The organism is Duganella callida, assembly GCF_004614165.1.
GTDB classification, from domain to species: Bacteria; Pseudomonadota; Gammaproteobacteria; order Burkholderiales; family Burkholderiaceae_D; genus Rugamonas; species Rugamonas callida.
Genome location: NZ_SPVG01000265.1, coordinates 44,454 through 64,395, shown reverse-complemented (window position 1 = coordinate 64,395; position 19,942 = coordinate 44,454). Strand labels below are relative to the sequence as shown.

13 protein-coding genes are annotated in these 19,942 nt (G+C 64.2%); all 13 read left to right on the top strand.

The genetic code is table 11. The annotated features are described in order from the left end of the window. The first annotated feature begins 197 nt into the window (after positions 1-197). The 13 genes from E4L98_RS28065 (at position 198) to E4L98_RS28005 (ending at position 19,934) form a co-directional block, all read left to right on the top strand. A complete protein-coding gene (locus E4L98_RS28065; protein ID WP_167761472.1) occupies positions 198-860 on the top strand; it encodes a choice-of-anchor E domain-containing protein in 663 nt (220 codons plus the stop codon). A 29-nt stretch (positions 861-889) separates the two neighbouring features. Next, complete coding sequence (locus tag E4L98_RS28060; protein WP_135204845.1) at positions 890-1,567, top strand: choice-of-anchor E domain-containing protein; 678 nt, start codon at positions 890-892, stop codon at positions 1,565-1,567. 66 nt (positions 1,568-1,633) lie between these two features. Further along, positions 1,634-2,230, top strand: a complete 597-nt coding sequence (locus E4L98_RS28055; protein ID WP_135204829.1) for a MarC family protein — start codon at positions 1,634-1,636, stop codon at positions 2,228-2,230. A 152-nt stretch (positions 2,231-2,382) separates the two neighbouring features. Continuing rightward, positions 2,383-3,387 carry a LacI family DNA-binding transcriptional regulator gene (locus E4L98_RS28050; protein ID WP_135204828.1) on the top strand — a complete coding sequence of 335 codons (1,005 nt, stop codon included), beginning with the start codon at positions 2,383-2,385 and terminating at the stop codon, positions 3,385-3,387. A gap of 58 nt (positions 3,388-3,445) precedes the next feature. Then, the gene (locus E4L98_RS28045; protein ID WP_167761471.1) at positions 3,446-6,292 is read left to right on the top strand and encodes a TonB-dependent receptor; all 2,847 of its coding nucleotides are present in this window, start codon (positions 3,446-3,448) and stop codon (positions 6,290-6,292) included. Between the two features lie 13 nt (positions 6,293-6,305). Further along, positions 6,306-7,697: a glucoamylase family protein gene (locus E4L98_RS28040; RefSeq protein WP_229257609.1), complete on the top strand. Its 1,392-nt coding sequence runs from the start codon at positions 6,306-6,308 to the stop codon at positions 7,695-7,697. After that, on the top strand, positions 7,694-8,950 hold the full coding sequence (locus E4L98_RS28035; protein WP_205746857.1) for a sugar ABC transporter substrate-binding protein: 1,257 nt from the start codon (positions 7,694-7,696) through the stop codon (positions 8,948-8,950). The genes E4L98_RS28040 and E4L98_RS28035 overlap by 4 nt, the downstream gene beginning before the upstream one ends. Beyond that, the gene (locus E4L98_RS28030; protein WP_135204825.1) at positions 8,947-9,822 is read left to right on the top strand and encodes a carbohydrate ABC transporter permease; all 876 of its coding nucleotides are present in this window, start codon (positions 8,947-8,949) and stop codon (positions 9,820-9,822) included. The genes E4L98_RS28035 and E4L98_RS28030 overlap by 4 nt, the downstream gene beginning before the upstream one ends. After that, complete coding sequence (locus E4L98_RS28025; RefSeq protein ID WP_135204824.1) at positions 9,819-10,634, top strand: carbohydrate ABC transporter permease; 816 nt, start codon at positions 9,819-9,821, stop codon at positions 10,632-10,634. Before E4L98_RS28030 ends, E4L98_RS28025 begins: the two co-directional genes overlap by 4 nt. After that, the gene (locus tag E4L98_RS28020) at positions 10,631-13,729 is read left to right on the top strand and encodes a discoidin domain-containing protein (RefSeq protein WP_135204823.1); all 3,099 of its coding nucleotides are present in this window, start codon (positions 10,631-10,633) and stop codon (positions 13,727-13,729) included. The genes E4L98_RS28025 and E4L98_RS28020 overlap by 4 nt, the downstream gene beginning before the upstream one ends. Beyond that, positions 13,726-15,093 (top strand): GH1 family beta-glucosidase, encoded by a 1,368-nt coding sequence (locus E4L98_RS28015; RefSeq protein WP_135204822.1) that lies wholly within the window; start codon positions 13,726-13,728, stop codon positions 15,091-15,093. Before E4L98_RS28020 ends, E4L98_RS28015 begins: the two co-directional genes overlap by 4 nt. Continuing rightward, positions 15,090-18,848 carry a GH36-type glycosyl hydrolase domain-containing protein gene (locus E4L98_RS31120; RefSeq protein WP_167761470.1) on the top strand — a complete coding sequence of 1,253 codons (3,759 nt, stop codon included), beginning with the start codon at positions 15,090-15,092 and terminating at the stop codon, positions 18,846-18,848. Before E4L98_RS28015 ends, E4L98_RS31120 begins: the two co-directional genes overlap by 4 nt. A 9-nt stretch (positions 18,849-18,857) precedes the next feature. Beyond that, positions 18,858-19,934: an ABC transporter ATP-binding protein gene (locus E4L98_RS28005; protein ID WP_135204820.1), complete on the top strand. Its 1,077-nt coding sequence runs from the start codon at positions 18,858-18,860 to the stop codon at positions 19,932-19,934. Positions 19,935-19,942: the final 8 nt, after the last annotated feature.

Here is a 19,942-nt window from a genome sequence, read left to right as displayed (position 1 = left end):
AATTTACAACAAAATATTTATGTTGGGAAATTATTATTGTTCAAATGATCTTATCGATGCAAAAAAGAAATGACTCTGGCGCATTTTATGTTAAGATAGCTTCAAGTTTTGAAGTAAGTGAGTTGCAGTGTAAAAATGCCGACGGCACTTGCAGAAGTAAATTGATCAACGGAAATAATAATTTGTCGGGAACATCCATGAATCTGAAAAAACTCTCGCAAGCGATGCTGGTTGCAGCCTGCTTTGCCGCCGCCTCGGCATCCGCCGCCACGCTGACCGTGTCGAATACCAGCAATGTCATTGTGAGCAAGGACACCGACTGGAGCGATTTTCTGAACTTCGCCAAGTTCAACACTTCGCTGGGCACGCTGACTTCGGTCACCTTCAATCTGTATTCGGACATCAACGGCTCCGTCAGCCTGACCAACTACAACGATGAACTGACCAACGTTCCGTTCAGCCTGGGCGCCACCGTGGCACTGAGCCGTCCGGACAGCAGCAATCTGGTGCTGATCAACGAAACGCTGTACAACACCAGCGTGGGCGTGGCTGCCGGCGATACCTTCGCCGACAGCAAAACCGTCAACGCCCACAGCACCGCCACCTTCACCAATGTGTCGGACCTCTCGCTGTTCACCGGTACTGGCAACATCGCTACCCTGATTTCCGCCAAAGCGTGGTCGTCGGTAGAAGGTGACGGCATCGACGCCCAGTTCGCCACCAAGGCGGGCGGCTACGGCACCGTGACCTATACCTACACTGCCGCGCCAGTGCCTGAGCCAGAAACCTACGGCATGCTGCTGCTGGGTCTGGGCGTGCTGGGTGTGGTCGCCAAGCGCAAGCGCGCTGCCAAGGCTTAATCGCGACAGCGTTAATTAAAGGGAACAACATGAAAAAACTGACTCAAATCGCCCTGGCTGTCGCCGCCTTGGCTGCGGCCGTGGATGCATCGGCAGCCGTGCAGACCTACACCGTCAATTCGAACGTACTGAACTACACCAAGAGCAGCGCCGCCGGCGCGCTGGACTTCGCCAAGTTCGACGCCACCCTGGGCACGCTGGAATCGGTACAGGTGCAGCTGTTCAGCAACCTGGGCACCACTGTGAAAGTGGAAAACACCAGCACCAGCTCCGCTTCGACCATCAAGGCCACGGCTGGCGCGCTGCTGACCTTCACCTTGTCCGGCGTTAGCCAGACGCTGACGTCCAGCGATAGCCATACTTTCAACGCCAGTGTGTTTGACGGCCTGAGCAACTACGCCGGCACCTCCGGCGGTTCGTACACGTTCTCGTCGCCGTTCAGCAGCAGCAGCACCTACAGCGATGCCGCCAGTCTGGCGCTGTTCTCCGGCACCGGCAGTGCGCACGCCAACCTGGCTGCGTCCACCACCAGTGTGATCGCAGGCATTTCGGGCAATACCCGTTCGCTGGTGCTGCCGTCGTTCAGCGGCTACGCCAAAGTCACCTACACCTACGCTACGCCAGTACCGGAACCGGAAACCTACGCCATGCTGCTGGGCGGTCTGGCCCTGGTTGGCGCCATCGCACGCCGTCGCAAGTCGGCATAAGACGAAACTGGTGGTAAACTTGAACGGGAGCTCAGGCTCCCGTTTTTATTTTTTCAAGCGGATTACATGACCCAGGACTTCTTCCAGACTTTTATCCTCCTGCTGCTGGTGACCGATCCCTTCGGCAATGTGCCGTTGTTCGCCAGCGTGCTCAATCCCGTGCCGCCGGCGCGCCGGCCGCGCATCGTGATCCGCGAGTGCGGCATCGCCTTCGTGCTGCTGCTGATCTTCATGTTCTTCGGCCGCCATTTCCTGGCGGCGCTGCACCTGTCGGAGGTGGCGCTGCGCATCGGCGGCAGCGTGATCCTGCTGCTGATCTCGATCCGCATGATCTTCCCGCATCCGGACGGCGTGCTCGGACGCACCGACGGCGGCGAACCGTTCATCGTGCCGCTGGCGATTCCGGCCCTGGCCGGACCATCGGCGCTGGCCACGGTGCTGCTGTTTTCGCGCGAGAGCACGGGCGAGGTGCTGGTGCACGTGGCCGCGCTGGCGTCCGTCGGCGTGATCTGGCTGCTGGTGTTCCTCAGCGCCGAGAAGCTGCAGCGCGTGCTCGGACCGCAGGTGATGACCGCCTTCGAACGCCTGATGGGTCTGATCCTGACCGCGATGTCGGTTGAAATGCTGCTCGGTGGCATACGCGAATTCGTCAAAACCCTGTAGCGCACCGTTGCAAAAAAGTCTTTACATCGCGCCAAAAGCGCGGTTAGACTTGTCTCAACATTGCATGTAACCGATTACATTTCTCCGAAACGTGGTCGGTTTTATTTTTTGCAAACAATGTAACCGGTTACATTTTCCTTGAAAGGGTGCAGATGGCGATCACGATCCGCGATGTGGCGCAGGCGGCCGGGGTGTCGGTGGCCTCGGTGTCGCGCGTGCTCAACGGCCACGCCAGCGTGACCGAGGACACCCGCCAGCACATCCTGACCATCATGCGGCAACTGCGCTACGTGCCGCACGTGGGCGCGCGCAGCCTGACCACCAGCACCACCAACACCATCGGTGTGCTGCTGCCCGACCTGTATGGCGAATTCTTCTCGGAGATGATACGCGGCATAGACGGCGCCGCCCGCCGCCGCGGCTTGCACCTGATGGTCTCCAGCCTGCACAGCGACGCCGACGAAGCGGCGCTGGTGCTGCGCGCCATGCGCGGCCGCGTCGACGGCCTGCTGGTGATGTCGCCGCACATGGACGCCGGTTTCCTCAGCGAGAACCTGCCCGAGGAACTGCCGGTGGTGCTGATGAACAGCTCGGCCGCCGGCCATCCCGCGCTGGCGGTCGACAACTACAGCGCCGCCCGTGCGATGGTGGCGCATCTGCTGGCGCGCGGCCACCGCGACGTCGCCTTCATCGCCGGCCCGGCCGGCAACTACGAGGCGCAGGAGCGCTTGCGCGGCTACCAGGCCGCGTTGCGCGAACTGGCGCCGGCCGCCGTGGCGCGCGTATTCAGCGGCGACTTTTCCGAGGAATCCGGCCAGGCGGTGGGCGCGGAACTGCTGGCGATGCCGGCTACGCAGCGTCCATCGGCGCTATTTGCCGCCAACGACATGATGGCCATCGGCGCGCTGCTGGCCCTGGCCCAGGGCGGCTTGCAAATACCGCGCGACATGGCGCTGGCCGGCTTCGACGATATTCCGATTGCGCGCTACGTCAGCCCGGCGCTGACCACCGTGCGCGTGCCGATCGCGGAGCTGGGCGTGCAGGCGCTGGAACGCCTGCATGCGGCCATCGGCCAGTCGGGCGACCGCACGCCCACCACACAGACCCTGGCCGCGGAGCTGGTGCTGCGCGCCTCGACGGGAGAATCGCCGCCATAACGATTTACCACAGCAGCTTCATGACCTAGATGCATACAACAAGAATCAGGAGACGAACATGAAAACAGCTACACGCCGCACACCCACGCTATCCATCATGGCGGCCGCCCTGGCCGCCGCGCTGATCGTCACACCCTACGCCAGCGCGCAGTTGAGTACCGCCACCATCCAGGGCCAGGTCACGCGCGGCAGCGCGGCGGCGGCCGGCACGCCGGTGGTGGCGGTGAACCAGTTGAACGGTTATGCCTACAACGCCGTCACGCGTGCTGACGGCAGTTACATCTTGACCGGCGTGGCGCCGGGCACGTATCAGATCAAGGTGGGCGACCAGACCTCGGAGCTGGTGACGTTGAGCGTCGGCCAGACCAGCCAGGTCGACCTGCAGCTGCAGGACGGCATGACGCAGGTGGTGATCACCGGTTCCGCCACGCGCCGCGACGTCGCCGGGTCCGAGGTCGGCACCTCGGTATCGCGCCAGCAGATCGAGAAGCTGCCGCAGGTGACGCGCAACTTCCTGTCCTTCGCCGACCTGGCGCCCGGCGTGCGTTTCAACGTCGACCAGAGCGGCAACGTCAAGCTGCAGAGCGGGGCGCAGAACCAGGACAACGTCAATGTCTTCATCGATGGCGTCAGCCAGAAGAACAACATTCTGCGCGGCGGCATAGCGGGCCTCGATTCGAGCCGCGGCAATCCCTTCCCGCAATCGGCGGTGGCCGAATACAAGGTGATTTCGCAGAATTACAAGGCCGAATATGACCAGGTGTCGAGTGCCGCCATCACCGCCGTCACCAAGTCGGGCGGCAACGAGCTGCATGGCGATGCGTTCTGGGACCATACCGGCACCAACGTCACGGCCATGGACCCGTTTCAGAAGGACGCGGAGCGGCAAGGCATAGGTCGGCCGGCCTCTTCGCAGGACCAGTACGGCGTCACGCTCGGCGGCCCTATCGTCAAGGACAAGGCGCATTACTTCTTCGCCTACGAGGGCAAGAAGATCGACAGCCCGCGCCAGGTCATCGCCCAGCGCACCGACCTGCTGCCCAATGCCGGCATCGTGCCCGAGCTGCTGAAGGAGCAGGGCGCCACCGTGTCGTCGTTCAAGGAAGACTTGTTTTTGCTGAAGCTGGACACGCAATTGACCGAAGACCAGCGTGTCGAAGCCACGGCCCGCATCCGCCGCGAGACCGACGTCATTCCCGAGGACCAGAAGCTGAGCACCGCCGAGAATGTGCTCAACCGCAGCAACGACGAAGACCGCTTCGACTTCAAGCACGAATGGAATACGCACGGCTTCCTCAACGAGGCGCGTCTGGGCTATGAGAAGTACACCTGGAATCCGCACTCCACCGCCACACGGCCGTATATCCGCTACCAGGTCTCTCCCAGCAATACCGACAACAACGTGGTGGACGTGATCATCACCGGCGGTTCGCCCAACAACCAGTACCGCCAGCAGGAGGGCAAGCTGGCGCAGGACGATCTGACCTACACCGGCTTCAAGGGGCATACGCTGAAGGGCGGCGTCAAGGTCAAGCACATCACCTACAACCTGTCCGGCACCGCCTTCGCCGTCGACAAGCTATATGAGCGCATCGATACCGTGACCGGGCAGCCGAGCATCATCCGCACCGAGCCGGCGGTGCCGGCCAATGGCGTGGACTTCTCGAACAACCAATACGGCCTCTATCTGCAGGACGACTGGCAGTACAACGACAAGCTGCTGCTCAACCTCGGCCTGCGTTACGACTACGAAGACAATATGCTGAACGATCACTACGTCACGCCGGCCGATCGTGTGGCCATCTTCGACAAGCAGGACCCGCGCGACGGTGCGCCGGCCGGACAGACCTATGCGCAGTCGCTGGCCAAGGGCGGCGTCAACATCAAGGATTACATCAGCACTGGCAACAGCCGCAAGCCGTTCAAGAACGCCTGGGCGCCGCGCCTGGGCCTGTCCTACGACCTGTTCGGCGACCGCGCCTCGGTGCTGTTCGCGGGCTGGGGCCGCGCCTACGACCGCACCATCGCCAACCATGCGCTGGATGAGGCGCAGAAGAACGCGCAGTCGGGCGGCGAGATCTGGATGATCAGGAATGACCACAAGATGGCCTACACCGACCAGTACAGCCTGGGTCTGCGCCAGGCGCTGGGCATCTGGAACGGCGAGGTGGGTTACACCAATTCGCGCAGCCACAATCAGTTCAACTGGTTCGGCGGCAACCGCGATCCGAAAGGCGGCTGGGGCACGCAAAGTCCGATCGATCCGCTGTTCGGTTCCGTGCCCGGATTCGGCACACTGGTGCTGGGCGATTTCATCACCCAGGCCAAGACCGACAACATCTATCTGAAAATGGACAAGCCCTACACCAAGTCATCGACCTGGAGCCTGGGCGCGACCTATACCTACAGCCGCGGCGAGACCACCAACAAGGAGTGGACCAACGATATCTTCAACTGGACCTATGGCCGCTATCCCTACGCCTGGAATCCGTCGACCGACGTCGAGAAGCACCGGCTGGTGGTGTCCGGGGTGTCCGACGGCGTGCTGCCGTGGGGGCTGATGTTGTCGGGGAAGGTGACGCTGGGTTCCGGTCTGCCGTACCGTATCACCGATTGCTCGAAAGGGTTCGCCCAGTGCGTGTCGGCCAAGGGCGAGGCCAACGCCTTCCACCAGGTCGATGTCGGTCTGGCGAAGGACGTCGGCTTCCGCTATGGCCACGTGGCGCTGCGGCTGGACGTGCTGAATCTGTTCAACAGTATCAACTACGGCGGCTATGACGGCTGGGCGGGCGGTCCGGGCAATCCGCAGAACCGCTTCGGCGGCGACAACAAGAACCTGGGCACGCCGAATTCGGTCGGCGGTCCTATGCGCACCCTGAAATTCAGCGCCCGTTATGCTTTCTGATATGCGACCACTGTTGACATCCATCCTGGCCGCCTGCGCGCTGATCGGCGCGGGCCAGGCTTGTGCGCGCGACACCGCGCTGCCGGCCGTCTTCGACGACATCGAACAGCGCACTTTCCAGTTTTTCTGGCAGACCACTAATCCCGCCAACGGACTGGTGCCGGACCGCTATCCGACGCCGTCGTTTTCCAGCGTGGCGGCGGTCGGCTTTGGCCTGACGGCGTACCCGATCGGCGTCGAGCGTGGCTACATCACGCGCCAGCAGGCGCGCGACCGCGTGCTGGCGACGCTGCGCTTCTTCCGCAACGCGCCGCAAGGCGCTGACAAGGGTACCAAGACCAGCGGCTACAAGGGTTTCTTCTATCACTTCCTCGACATGAAGACGGGCCTGCGCTACAACGACAAGGTGGAGCTGTCGACCATCGACACCGCGCTGTTCCTGGCCGGCGCCTTGTTCTGCGAGTCCTACTTCAATGGCAGTGATGCGGGCGAACAGGAGATCCGCAAGCTGGCGAAGGAGATCTATGAACGGGTCGACTGGGCCTGGGCGCAGGCGCGCAAGCCTTCCATCGCGCTGGGCTGGGAGCCGGAATCGGGCTTCCATGGCTACGACTGGAAAGGCTACAACGAGGCGATGCTGATCTACGTGCTGGCGCTGGGTTCTCCCACCCACGCCGTGCAGCCGGATGCCTGGCAGGCGTGGACCAGTACCTATGCCAAGAGCCTGGAGGGCAAAGGCGACAGGGAACACCTGGGCTTCCCCTCGCTGTTCGTGCACCAGTACAGCCATGTGTGGATCGATTTTCGCGGCATCCGCGATCAGTACATGCGCGAGCGCGGCTACGACTATTTCGAGAACAGCCGACGCGCCACTTACCGTCAGCAGGCGTACGCGCTGGAGAATCCGCTCGGCTGCAAGGGCTACGGCCAGAACGTGTGGGGCATCACCGCCAGCGACGGGCCGGTCGACAAGACGCTCGAATACAACGGCCGCCAGCTGCCGTTCCGCACCTACTCGGCGCGCGGCGTGGGCGGCCTGAAAGCCTACGACGACTGCACGCTGGCGCCGACCGCCGCCGCATCCTCGCTGCCGTTCGCGCCTGAGATCGTGGTGCCGGCGGTGCTGGAAATGAAGCAGCGCTACGGTGATTTCATCTACGGTAAGTATGGTTTCTATGACGCCTTCAATCCGAGTTTCACCTATGACGTGCCGGTGTCGCAGGGGCAGGTGGTGCCGGGCAGGGGCTGGGTGGATGTCGATTATCTCGGCATCGACCAGGGACCGATCATCGCGATGACGGAAAACTACCGCACGGAGCTGGTGTGGCGCGTGATGCGCGGCCATCCGGTCGTCCGCCGCGGTCTCGAACGCGCCGGCTTCACCGGCGGCTGGCTGGCCAAATGACGCGACGCGCGTTGATCGCCATGCTGTTGTCGCTGCTGTGCGCCTGCACGCAGCGGCAGCAGGAAGGCGTGGTGCTGAAATTCTGGGCGATGGGCAGGGAGGGGGAAGTGGTGACGGCGCTGATCCCCGAATTCGAGCGCACGCACCCCGGCGTACACGTCGAAGTGCAGCAGCTGCCGTGGACCGCCGCGCACGAAAAGCTGCTGACGGCCTACGCGGGCGAAGTCATGCCGGATGTCTTTCAGCTCGGGAATACATGGATACCGGAGTTCGAAATCCTGAAGGCGCTGACGCCGCTGGATGCTTACGCGGCAGCCTCGCAAGTGGTCCGGCAGGACGATTACTTCCCCGGCATCTGGGATACCAATATCGTCAACGGCAAGCTGTGGGGAGTACCCTGGTATGTCGACACGCGCGTGATGTTCTACCGCCAGGATCTGTTGAAGCGCGCCGGTTACACGCGGCCGCCGCAGAGCTGGGACGACTGGATGAAAGCCATGCAAGCCATCAAGCGCATCGTCGGTCCTGACAATTACGCCATCCTGCTGCCCAGCGATGAATTCGAGCCGCTGCTGGCGCTGGCCCTGCAACAGAACGAACCGCTGCTGCGCGACGGCGACCGCTATGGCAACTTCCGCAGCGCCGGCTTTCAGCGCAGCCTGCAGCTGTATGCCGACATGTACGCGCAAAAGCTGGCGCCACTGAACCGCATCACCAACGTGTATCACGAATTCGGCATGGGTTATGTGTCGTTCTATATCAGCGGCCCCTGGAATATGGGCGAATTCAAGCGCCGCCTGCCCGCCGGCCAGCAGGACAGCTGGATGACGGCGCCGCTGCCCGGTCCATCCGGTCCGGCCGCTTCGGTGGCCGGCGGGTCCAGCCTGGTGCTGGCGTCGTCGTCGAAGCATAAAAAGGAAGCCTGGCAGCTGATCGAATACCTGTCGCGCACCGAAACCATGGCACGCTTCCACGAACTGACGGGCGACCTGCCGCCACGCCGCAGCAACTGGGCCTTGCCGCGCCTGGCGAACGACGTCTATGCCCGCGCCTTCGCCCAGCAATTCGAACGCGTGCGGCCCACGCCCAAGGTGGCGGAGTGGGAGCAGATCGCCACCGAGATGCGGCTGGTGGCGGAGCGCGTGACCCATAACGAACTGACGGTGGCCCAAGCCGCCGAGCTGCTGGACGCGAAGGCCGACCACATTCTGGAAAAGCGCCGCTGGATGCTGGCCCGAAAGGAGGCGCGATGAATACACAGCGCGCCGCCTGGTGCTTCGTCGCGCCCGCGCTGCTGGTGATCAGCGTGTTCTTTTTTCTGCCGGTGCTGGCCGCACTGATCATGAGCCTGACCGACTTCGACATCTACGCGCTGGCCGATCTGCGCAACCTGCGCTTCGTCGGTCTGCGCAATTACAGCCAACTGCTGCAAACGCCGCTGTTCTGGCAGGCGCTGGGCAATACGCTGTACTTCGTGGTGATCGGCGTGCCGTTGTCGATCGCCGCTTCGCTCGGTGCGGCCCTGCTGCTGCATTCGCGCCTGACCTGGTTCAAGGGCCTGTTCCGTACGGCCTTCTTTGCGCCGGTGGTCACTTCGCTGGTGGCGGTGGCCGTGATCTGGCGCTATCTGCTGCACACGCGTTACGGCATGATCAACTACGGCTTGCAGGGGCTCGGCCTGTCGCCGGTGGACTGGCTGAATGATCCGCATTGGGCCATGCCGGCGATTATCCTGTTCGCGGTGTGGAAGAACTTCGGCTACAACATGATCATCTTCCTGGCCGGACTGCAGAGCATCCCGGACGATCTGTACGAAGCGGCCGGACTCGATGGCGCTGGTACATGGCAGCAGTTCCGCTACGTGACCTGGCCGATGCTGGGACCGACGCTGCTGATGGTGAGTATTCTCAGCATGGCCGGCTACTTCCAGCTGTTCGCCGAGCCGTATGTGATGACGCAGGGCGGGCCGGTGCAAAGCACCGTCAGTGTGCTGTACTTTATGTACGAGCAGGGCTTCAAATGGTGGAATCTTGGTACGGCATCGGCGGTGGCGTTCGTGCTGTTTGCGATCATGTTCTGCGTGACCCTGCTGCAGCTGCGCTTCGCCAGGGGAGGTGAGGCATGAAGCCGCGCGCCTTGATGCTGAATGCGGTGATGCTGGCGGCGGGCGTGCTGACGCTGTTCCCGCTGTTGTGGATGTTGTCGTCATCGCTGATGGCGCCGGGCGAATCCAGTGCTTTTCCTTTGCGCCTGTTGCCGCAGTCGGCTACGCTGCATAATTATCATGAGCTGTTCAGTCATGCCGGCATTGGCCAGTATCTGCTGAACAGCGTGCTGCTGTCCTGCGGGGCGACCGTGCTGTCGCTGCTGTTCAATGTCAGCGCCGGTTATGCGTTCGCCAAGCTGCGCTTCCGGGGACGCGAGCGCATTTTCAATACCATGCTCGGCGCGCTGGTGATCCCGAGCCAGGTGGCGATGCTGCCGCTGTTCCTGCTGCTGAAGTATATGGGACTGGTGAACAGCTACGGCGCTGTGCTGGTGCCGGCGATGGCAGGCATCTTCGGCATCTTCCTGGTGCGCCAGTACGCGCTGACCATCCCGGATGCCTTGCTGGAGGCGGCGCGCATGGACGGCGCCAGCGAATTCCAGATCTTCCGCATCATCGTGCTGCCCTTGCTGACGCCGATACTGGTCACCCTGGGCATTTTCACTTTTCTCGGCACCTGGAACGATTTCATGTGGCCGCTGATCGTGCTGACCGATAAGGACTTGTACACGCTGCCGGTGGCGCTGGCATCGCTGTCGCGCGAGCACGTGCAGGATAATGAGTTGATGATGGCCGGCTCGGTGCTGACCGTACTGCCGGTGCTGTTGCTGTTTCTCGGACTGCAGCGCTATTACATCCAGGGCCTGCTGGTCGGGAGCGTCAAGGGATGATGTTCGCACGCCTGGTCCTGCTGCTGTATCTGACGATGGCGACGGCCAGCGCGGCGCCATCGCGCGTGCTCGATGATTTTTCGTCCATCGCGGCGTGGCAGGCGCAGGCTTCAGATGGTGTGCAATCGCGCGCCAGCGCTGCCGATGGCGGCCTGCGGCTGGATTTCGATTTTGCGGGCAGGGGGGGATATGCTTTCGTGCGCCGCAGCCTGCCATTGGACCTGCCGGAAAATTACGAGATCTCTTTTTACGTGCGCGCGGAGGCGCCGGACAACCATTTCGAATTCAAGCTGACCGACGCCAGCGGCGATAACGTCTGGTGGTTCCAGCAGCAGAACTATGTGTTCCCCAAGGAGTGGCAATTGGTGCGCATCAAGAAGCGCCAGATCGCTTTTGCATGGGGACCGGCGAAAGACCGCAACCTGACGCATGCCGACCGCGTTGAATTCGTGGTCAGCGCGGGGAACGGTGGCGGCAAGGGCTCGGTCTACATCCGGCAGTTGTCGATTCGCGAACTGCCGCCGCCGCCGGCGGCCTGGCCTCAACCGGTGGCCAGCGCATCGGCCGGCGATGGGGCGCTGGCCGTGGACGGAAAATCATCGACGGCCTGGCGCAGTCTCGCCGGCGAACAGCAGTTGCTCATCGATCTGGGCGCCGCGCGTGAGTTCGGCGGACTGCTGCTGCATTGGCAGGGACGTCGTCACGCCAGCCGCTATGATGTGGCGCTGTCCGACGACGGCGCAGAATGGCGCACCGTGCGGCGCGTGGTGGACGGCAATGGTGGCGACGATCCGCTGCGGCTGCCGGAATCCGAAGCGCGCTATATCCGCCTGTCGCTGCACGCCGGCCCAGGTGACGGCTATGCGCTGACGGAGGTGGAGCTGAAGGACCTGGCTTATGGCGCCACACCCAATCAGTTCCTGTCGGCGGTGGCCACCACCGCACCGCGCGGGCTGTATCCGCGCGGATTCAGCGGCCAGCAGCCATACTGGACACTGGTCGGCGTCGATGGCGGCGGCGGTCACAGTGCGCTGATCTCCGAGGACGGCGCGCTGGAATCCCGGCAGGGCGGCTATTCGCTCGAGCCGTTCGTGCGCGACGGCGGCAAGCTGCATACCTGGGCCGATGTGAAAATCAGCCAAAGCCTGAAAGACGGCTACCTGCCGCTGCCCACCGTGACCTGGACGCATGCGGCATGGACCCTGAGCGTGACCGCCGCCGCGGACGGCGCGCCCGGGGCATCGCAGCTGCTGGCCAGCTATACGCTGAAGAATCGCACGGCCATGCCAAGGAAGCTGACGCTGGTGCTGGCCGCTCGCCCGTTCCAGGTCAACGCGCCGCGCCAATTCCTCAACACGCCCGGCGGTTACAGCGAAATCAGGGATTTGCGATGGGACGGCAAAGCCTTGGCCATCAATGGCGATGACAGAATTTATCCGATCGAGCCGCCGACCGGCGTGGCACTGTCCAGCTTCGATGCCGGACTGCTGCCGCGGGCGGCCGCCGTCACGCCCGCCGCGCATGCCGTACGCGCTGTGCACGACGACGTCGGCATGGCATCCGCGGCGCTCAGATACGACGTCACCTTGCCGCCACATGGCAGCGTGACCTTGGGCGTGGTCCTGCCCATGGCTGGTGGCGCGGCGCCGCCCGGCGGCAACATCGCCTGGCTGACCAGCAAGCAGGAGCAGGTGGCCGCCGCATGGCGCGGCAAACTCAATCGAGTCGCATTGCAAGTGCCGCCGCAAGGGCGGCACATGGCCGACACCTTGCGTTCTTCGCTGGCGCACATGTTGATGACGCGCGAAGGGCACGCCCTTCAGCCAGGCACGCGCTCCTACCGCCGCTCCTGGATACGCGACGGCGCCATGATGTCGGAAGCCTTGCTGCGCCTCGGCCAGCCGGACATCGCCGCCGACTACCTGCGCTGGTACGCATCCTACCAGTTCGACAACGGCAAGGTGCCGTGCTGCGTCGACCGCCGTGGTGCCGATCCGGTGCCGGAGAACGACAGCCACGGAGAACTGATCTTTCTCGCGGCGGAACTGTACCGCTACACCCGGGACCGGGCAGCGCTGGCAGCCATCTGGCCGCGCGTCGAAGCGGCCGCCGGTTACATGGAGCAGTTGCGGCGTTCCGATCCCGCCGGTCTGATGCCGGCCTCGATCAGTCATGAAGGATATTCGGAAAAACCCATGCACTCCTATTGGGACGACTTCTGGGCCATGCGCGGCTACAAGGACGCCGCCTACATCGCCGGCGTCCTGGGACAGGCCGATGCAGGCCGACGTTTGTCCGAACAGCGCGACGCCTTCCGGCGTGACCTCTACACGTCGCTGAACAATACGGTTCGCAGGCATGGCATCGATTACCTGCCCGGCGCCGCGGAACTGGGCGACTTCGACCCCACCTCGTCCACGATAGGCCTGACACCCGGCGGCGAGCAGCAGCATATCGCGCCGGCGCTGCTGCACACCACCTATGAAAAATACTGGGACTTCTTCCGCAGCCGCCGCGACGGCGGCAGCCAATGGCAAGACTACACGCCCTATGAACTGCGCAACGTCAGCGCCTTCATTCGTCTGGGCTGGCGCGAGCGCGCGCAGCAGCTGCTGGACTACTTCTACGCCGACCAGCGTCCCCGCGCATGGAACCAGTGGGCGGAAGTGGTGGGCCGCGATGCACGCGAGCCGCGCTTCCTCGGCGATATGCCGCATGGCTGGATCTCGTCCGACTACATCCGCGCGGCGCTGGACGCTTTTGCCTACGAGCGCGAGTCCGACCATGCGCTGCTGCTGGCGGAAGGCATACCCACGGCATGGTTGCGCGGCGACGGCGTTGCCCTGCGCGGCTTGCGCACACCCTACGGCCCACTGGATTACAGCCTGTCGCAACAGGACCGGCGCCTGACGCTGCGTGTGGATGCGATGGCGCGGATTCCACCCGGTGGCGTCATTTACACCTGGCCCTGGGCCGGCGCTCCCGGCGCCGCAACCCTCAACGGGCAGCCCGTGCGCTGGCAGGGACGCCAGATCATCATCACCAGCCTTCCTGCTGTCCTGCAGATCAAATTACAGGGGATACCAACACCATGACCCAGCCCATCCAGTTTCCACCCGACTTCCTGTGGGGAAGCTCCACCTCCGCTTACCAGATCGAAGGCTCGCCGCTGGCCGATGGCGCCGGCCCCAGCATCTGGCAGCGCTTTTGCGCGGTGCCGGGCAATGTGCGCGATGGCGACAACGGCGATATCGCCTGCGATCATTACAATCGGTACAAGGAAGACGTGGCGCTGATGGCGAAGCTGGGATTGAAAGCCTACCGCTTCAGCATCTCCTGGAGCCGCATCCTGCCGCAGGGGCGTGGTGCCATCAATCAGGCCGGCCTGGATTTCTATGGCCGCCTGATCGACGAGCTGCTGGCCAACGGCATCGAGCCGCTGGTGACGCTGTATCACTGGGACTTGCCGGCGGCACTCGACGATCGCGGCGGCTGGCTCAATCCCGCTATCGCCGACTGGTTCACGGATTATGCGCGCATCGTCTTCGCGGCGTTCGACGGTCGCGTCAAATCCTGGGCGACGCTGAACGAACCGTGGGTGGTGATGGACGGTGGCTACATGCACGGCACGCTGGCGCCAGGCCACCGCAACCTGCACGAGGCGGCGCTGGTCAGCCACAACCTGCTGCGCGCGCACGGCAGCGCGGTCAAGGCCTACCGCGACATCGGCAGACACCAGATCGGCATCGTGGTCAACATCGAGCCCAAATATCCGGCCAGCCAGTCGCCGGAGGATCTGGATGCGACACGGCGCGCAGATGCTTACATGAACCGCCAGTACCTCGACCCGATTTTCCTCGGCGGCTATCCGCCGGAACTCAAGCAGATGTTCGGTGACGCCTGGCCAGAATGGCCGGCCGCGGACTTCGCGCTGATAGGGCAAAAGCTGGACTTCATCGGCATCAACTACTACACGCGCAGCGTGGTGCGTCACGAAGCCACGCACTGGCCACTAATGGTGGCTCCGGTACGGCAGACGCAGGCCACCTACACCGAAACCGGCTGGGAAGTCTTCCCGCAAGGGTTGACCGACACGCTGGTCAATTTCAGGCAACGCTATGGCGACACGCCGCTGTACATCATGGAAAACGGCTCGGCCTTCTACGATCCGCCCAATGCGGAAGACGGACGGATACGCGATCCGCTGCGCATCGACTGCCTGCGCAAGAACATGGGCGCCTTGAGCGCGGCGCTGGCGCGCGGCGTGGACGTACGCGGCTACATGGTGTGGTCGCTGCTCGACAACCTGGAATGGTCGCTGGGCTTCTCCAAACGCTTCGGCATCATTCACGTGAATTTCGAAACGCAGCAGCGTACGCTGAAAGACAGCGCATATCTGTATGCGGACATTGTCGCCAGCAATGGCGTATGCCTCAACCCAACTGCAGAACGACCATGAATACGACCAAGCCATTGATGCGTCATGCGCAACTGCTGTCCAACGGCAGCTTCACCACCTTGTTGACCGGCGCCGGTACGGGATTCAGCCGCGTCGGCGACACCATGCTGTCCCGCTGGAGCGGCGACCGCATTGAAGACGCCGAGGGCTATTTCTTTTACCTGCGCGACGCGGATAGCGGCAACTGCTGGTCGCTGGGCGAGCAGCCTGGCGGCGCCAATGCGGAACGCCGCGCCGCCGGAGGCGAGCCAGGCGTCGGCTGGGTCGACGTGACGGCCAACGGCATCGAAGCGCGCATGGAAGTGGCGGTCGATCCGCAGCGCGACCTGGAAGTGCGCAGCATCCTGCTCAGCAACCTCACCGATCGGGAGCGTCATCTCGAAGCCACCAGCTATCTGGAAGTGGTGCTGAACCGCCAGTCCGACGAGGCCGCGCATCCCGCCTTTTCCAAGTTATTCGTGCAGACCGAGCCCGATGCGGCCAGCGGTGCGCTGCTGGCGCGTCGTCGCCCGCGCGGGGAGGGCGAGGCCGGCTTGTGGATGGTACACGCGGCGGCGGGCGGAGAAGAGGCGGGCTTCGAAACCGACCGTACCCGCTTCGTAGGACGCGGCCGCGATCTGCGCGCCCCGCAGGGCATGGATGGCGATTTGTCCGGCACGGCAGGCAACGTGCTGGATCCGGCCTTCAGCCTGCGGCGCCGGGTGATGCTGGCGCCGGGCGGTCAGTTGCGGCTGGTGTTCCTGCTGGGCGCGGCCCCCAGCCGCGATCAGGCGCTGGCGCTGACGGAGGCCTTGCGCGATGAGGGATTGCCGGTGTTACAGGCCGCGCGCGGCGCCGGGCAGGCGATGCGGCAGCGGGCCGGGCTCAGTGACGACCAGGTGGAGTACGCGCAGCGGCTGGCGGCGGCCATGTTGTACGGTCAGTCTGCGTTGCGCGCAAAGGCCGGCGCCGCGCCATCGCAGCGGGCTGTCGCTGGTCTGCCCGCCATCCATGTGCTGGTCGAGCAGGGCGCGGTACGCGACGACGTCGAACTGCTGCTGCGCGCACGCCGCTACTGGGCGGCGCTGGGTTGGCCGGTGAATGTCCTGCTGCTGGACGCGGGCTGGCCCGCGCAGGAGGGTGTGCAGGTGCGTGACGCGGCCAGCTTCGCGGCCGGCGAACTGGCCGCCGTCGCGCTGCGCGCCTTGCTGGTGGTACGCGCTGGCCTGCCGGCGCTGTCGGATCCGGATGGCGCCGCGGCGGAACTTCCTCAGCCACAGGCGTCTCCCGGCGCGGCGGATGGGCCGTTCGCGCTGGAGGGCCGCGAGGCGCTGCGCTTCTTTAACGGTCATGGCGGCTTCAGTCAAGGCGGCCATGAATACGTGGTGCGGATGAACTGGGACGCGCAACGTGGGCTGCACCGGCCGCCGCTGGCGTGGACCAACGCCATCTCCAATGAGCATTTCGGCTTCCTGGTCAGCGAGAGCGGTGCGGGCTATACCTGGAGCCGCAACAGCCGCGTGCACCGTCTCACTCCATGGTACAACGATCCCATCCGCGATCCGCATGGCGAGGCGCTGTATCTGCGCGATGAGGACAACGGCCGTTACTGGTCGCCGTTGCCCGGGCCAGTGCCTGCCAGCGCCGGTTACCAAGCCGCGCACGGTTTCGGCTACACGCGTATCAGCCATGTCAGTCACGGTCTGGAACAGGAAACGGTGATGTTCGTGCCGCGTCACGATCCGGTGAAGCTGGTGCGCGTGCGCGTGACCAATCGTGGCGACAGCGTGCGCCGCCTGTCGCTGTACTCGTATCAGCGCCTGGTACTGGGTGGTACGCCGGCCGACAGCAGCCGTTTCGTCACCACGGAGTACGATGCGGCCGGTGTGCTGCTGGCCAGCAATCCCCTGGCCGGCGTATTCGCCGACGGCGTGACGTTTGCCGCCGCATTGGCTGGTGAAGGCGCGGTCGTGCACCACAGCGCGGACCGCGCGGCGTTCATCGGTCTGCATGGCAGCCCCGCCCAGCCGGCCGCGTTGAGCGCGCCCCGGCTGGATGGCGTCAGCGGTCCTGGATTCGACCCTTGCGCCGCGTTCCAGGTGGTGTGCGAGCTGGCCCCCGGCACCAGCATGGAATGTGTGTTCCTGTTGGGAGAGACGGTGGAGCGCCAGGCGGCACTGGAGCTGGTGCGGCACTATGCGCAGCCGGGCGCCGTGCAGCGCGCCTACGACGAGATCACCGCGTTCTGGCATCACACCATCAGCGCGGTACAGGTGAAGACCCCGGCGCCTGCGATCGATCTGATGCTGAACGGCTGGCTGGCCTACCAGAATCTGAGTTGCCGGATCTGGGGCCGCTCGGCGTTTTATCAGTCGGGCGGCGCGCTTGGCTACCGCGATCAGTTGCAGGATTCCAGTGCCATGATTTATGCACGTCCGGATCTGACGCGCAAGCAGATCCGCATCCACGCCGCGCACCAGTTTGTCGAAGGGGATGTGCTGCACTGGTGGCATACCGCGCCGATGGAGCAGGGCTTGCGCACGCGCTTCTCGGACGATTTGCTATGGCTGCCCTACATCACGGCCTTTTACGTGCGCAGCACAGGCGACTGGAGCGTGCTCGATGAGGTGGAGCCCTTCCTCAAAGCGCCGCTGCTGGAAGACGGCGAAGATGAAGTCTATCTGAAACCGGAGTTGTCCGGCGCCAGCGGCGACATCTACGAGCACTGCTGCCGCGCGCTGGACCGCTCACTGACCCAGGGTGCGCACGGCTTGCCGCTGATGGGCACCGGCGACTGGAACGACGGCATGAACCGCGTCGGCCGCGAAGGCCGGGGCGAAAGCGTGTGGATGGGCTTTTTCCTGTCCCGCATCATCAAGGACTTCCTGCCCATCTGCGAGCGGCGTGGCGACACGGCGCGCGTCCTCAGCTACCGGGCCTACCACGACCACCTGGACCACGCGCTCAACGCCGATGGCTGGGATGGCGAATGGTACCGCCGGGCCTATTACGACAACGGCGCCGTGATTGGATCGAAGGACAGCGACGAATGCCAGATCGACGCGCTGGCCCAGGCCTGGGCCGTGATTTCCGGGGTCGCGCCCGAACAGCGTGCCAGGCAGGCGCTGGACGCGATGGAGCAGCGCCTGGTGTCGGAGCCGGAAGGTCTGATACGTCTGCTGACGCCGGCCTTCGTCAATACGCCTAATGACCCTGGCTACATCAAGGGATACGTGGCCGGCGTGCGGGAGAACGGCGGCCAGTACACGCATGCGGCCTGCTGGGCGGTGCGCGCCATGGCTGAAGCGGGCCGGCGCGATCGCGCGGCCAGGCTGCTGGAAATGATCAGCCCTGTCAGTCACGCGCTCGATCCGGCCGCGGTCGCGGTGTACCAGGTCGAGCCATATGTCATCGCCGCTGACATTTACGGCGAAGCGCCGCATATAGGGCGCGGCGGCTGGACGTGGTATACCGGTTCGTCCGGCTGGATGTTCCGCGTCGGCCTGGAATCGGTGCTGGGTTTCAGCATCCGTGATGGCGGCCAGATCGTGCTGGCGCCGCGCATACCGGACGAGTGGCCGGAATTCCATGTCGTTTATCGCCTGCCGGATGATGGCGGCAGTTACGATATCGTCGTGCGTAATCCGCAGGGGAGCGCGGCCGGCGTGGTGGCGGTGTCCATGGACGGCGCGCCGCTGACGCCGGAGGACGGCGCTGCGCTGATTCCACTGCAGCGCGACGGCGCATCACACGTCGTCGAGATCGTGCTGGGCTAAGGAGAAGGTATGGCGGGACTGGAAATCAGAAATATCCAAAAGGGCTTTGGCCAACAGCGGATCCTGCGCGGCATCGACCTCGATATCGCCGATGGCGAGTTCGTGGTGTTTGTCGGCCCGTCGGGCTGCGGCAAGTCCACGCTGCTGCGTACCATCTGCGGACTGGAGGCCTGCGATGAAGGCACGGTGCGCATCGGCGGCAAGGACATGACGCACGTGCCGCCAGCCCAGCGCGGCATCGCCATGGTGTTTCAGAGCTACGCGCTGTATCCGCATATGACGGTGTACGACAACATGGGCTTCGCGCTCAAGCTGGCCGGCCTGCCGCCGCAGCAGATACGCGAGAAGGTGATGCAGGCCGCGGCCATCCTGCGCATCGAAGCGCTGTTGCAGCGCAAGCCGAAGGAACTGTCCGGCGGCCAGCGGCAGCGTGTGGCCATCGGCCGCGCCATCGTGCGTCAGCCGCAGGTGTTTTTGTTCGACGAACCGCTGTCCAATCTCGACGCGGCCTTGCGCGTGCAGATGCGCATCGAACTGAAAAACCTGCATCGCACTTTACGCAGCACCATGGTCTACGTCACGCACGACCAGGTCGAGGCCATGACGCTGGCCGACCGCATCGTCGTGCTGCGCGGCGGTGTGGTGGAGCAGGTGGGAGCACCGCTGGAACTCTATCAGCGTCCCGCGAATCTGTTCGTGGCGGGCTTTCTCGGCTCGCCGGCCATGAATTTCCTGACCGGCACCGTGGAGCGGCTTGACGCATCAGAGATGGCGGTGCGCGTGGCCGGCGGCGCGGTGCTGCGGGTGACGACGCGCCCGGGGCTGACGCAGGGCGCCACCATCACGCTTGGCGTACGCGCCGAGCACATGGCGCTGGAGGTCGATGCGGAAGGCGTTCCGGTTATCGTGCAGGCGGCCGAGCTGCTGGGCGACGCCAGCCATATCTACCTGACCCCGGATGGCGGGGTCACGCAGCTGATCGCGCGCGTGGATGCCGAAGCGCGCTGGCAGAACGGTCAGCGCGCCGTCATCCGGGTGGCGCCGGAACGCTGGCACGTGTTCGACCAGGACGGCAGCGCACTGTAAATTCATCA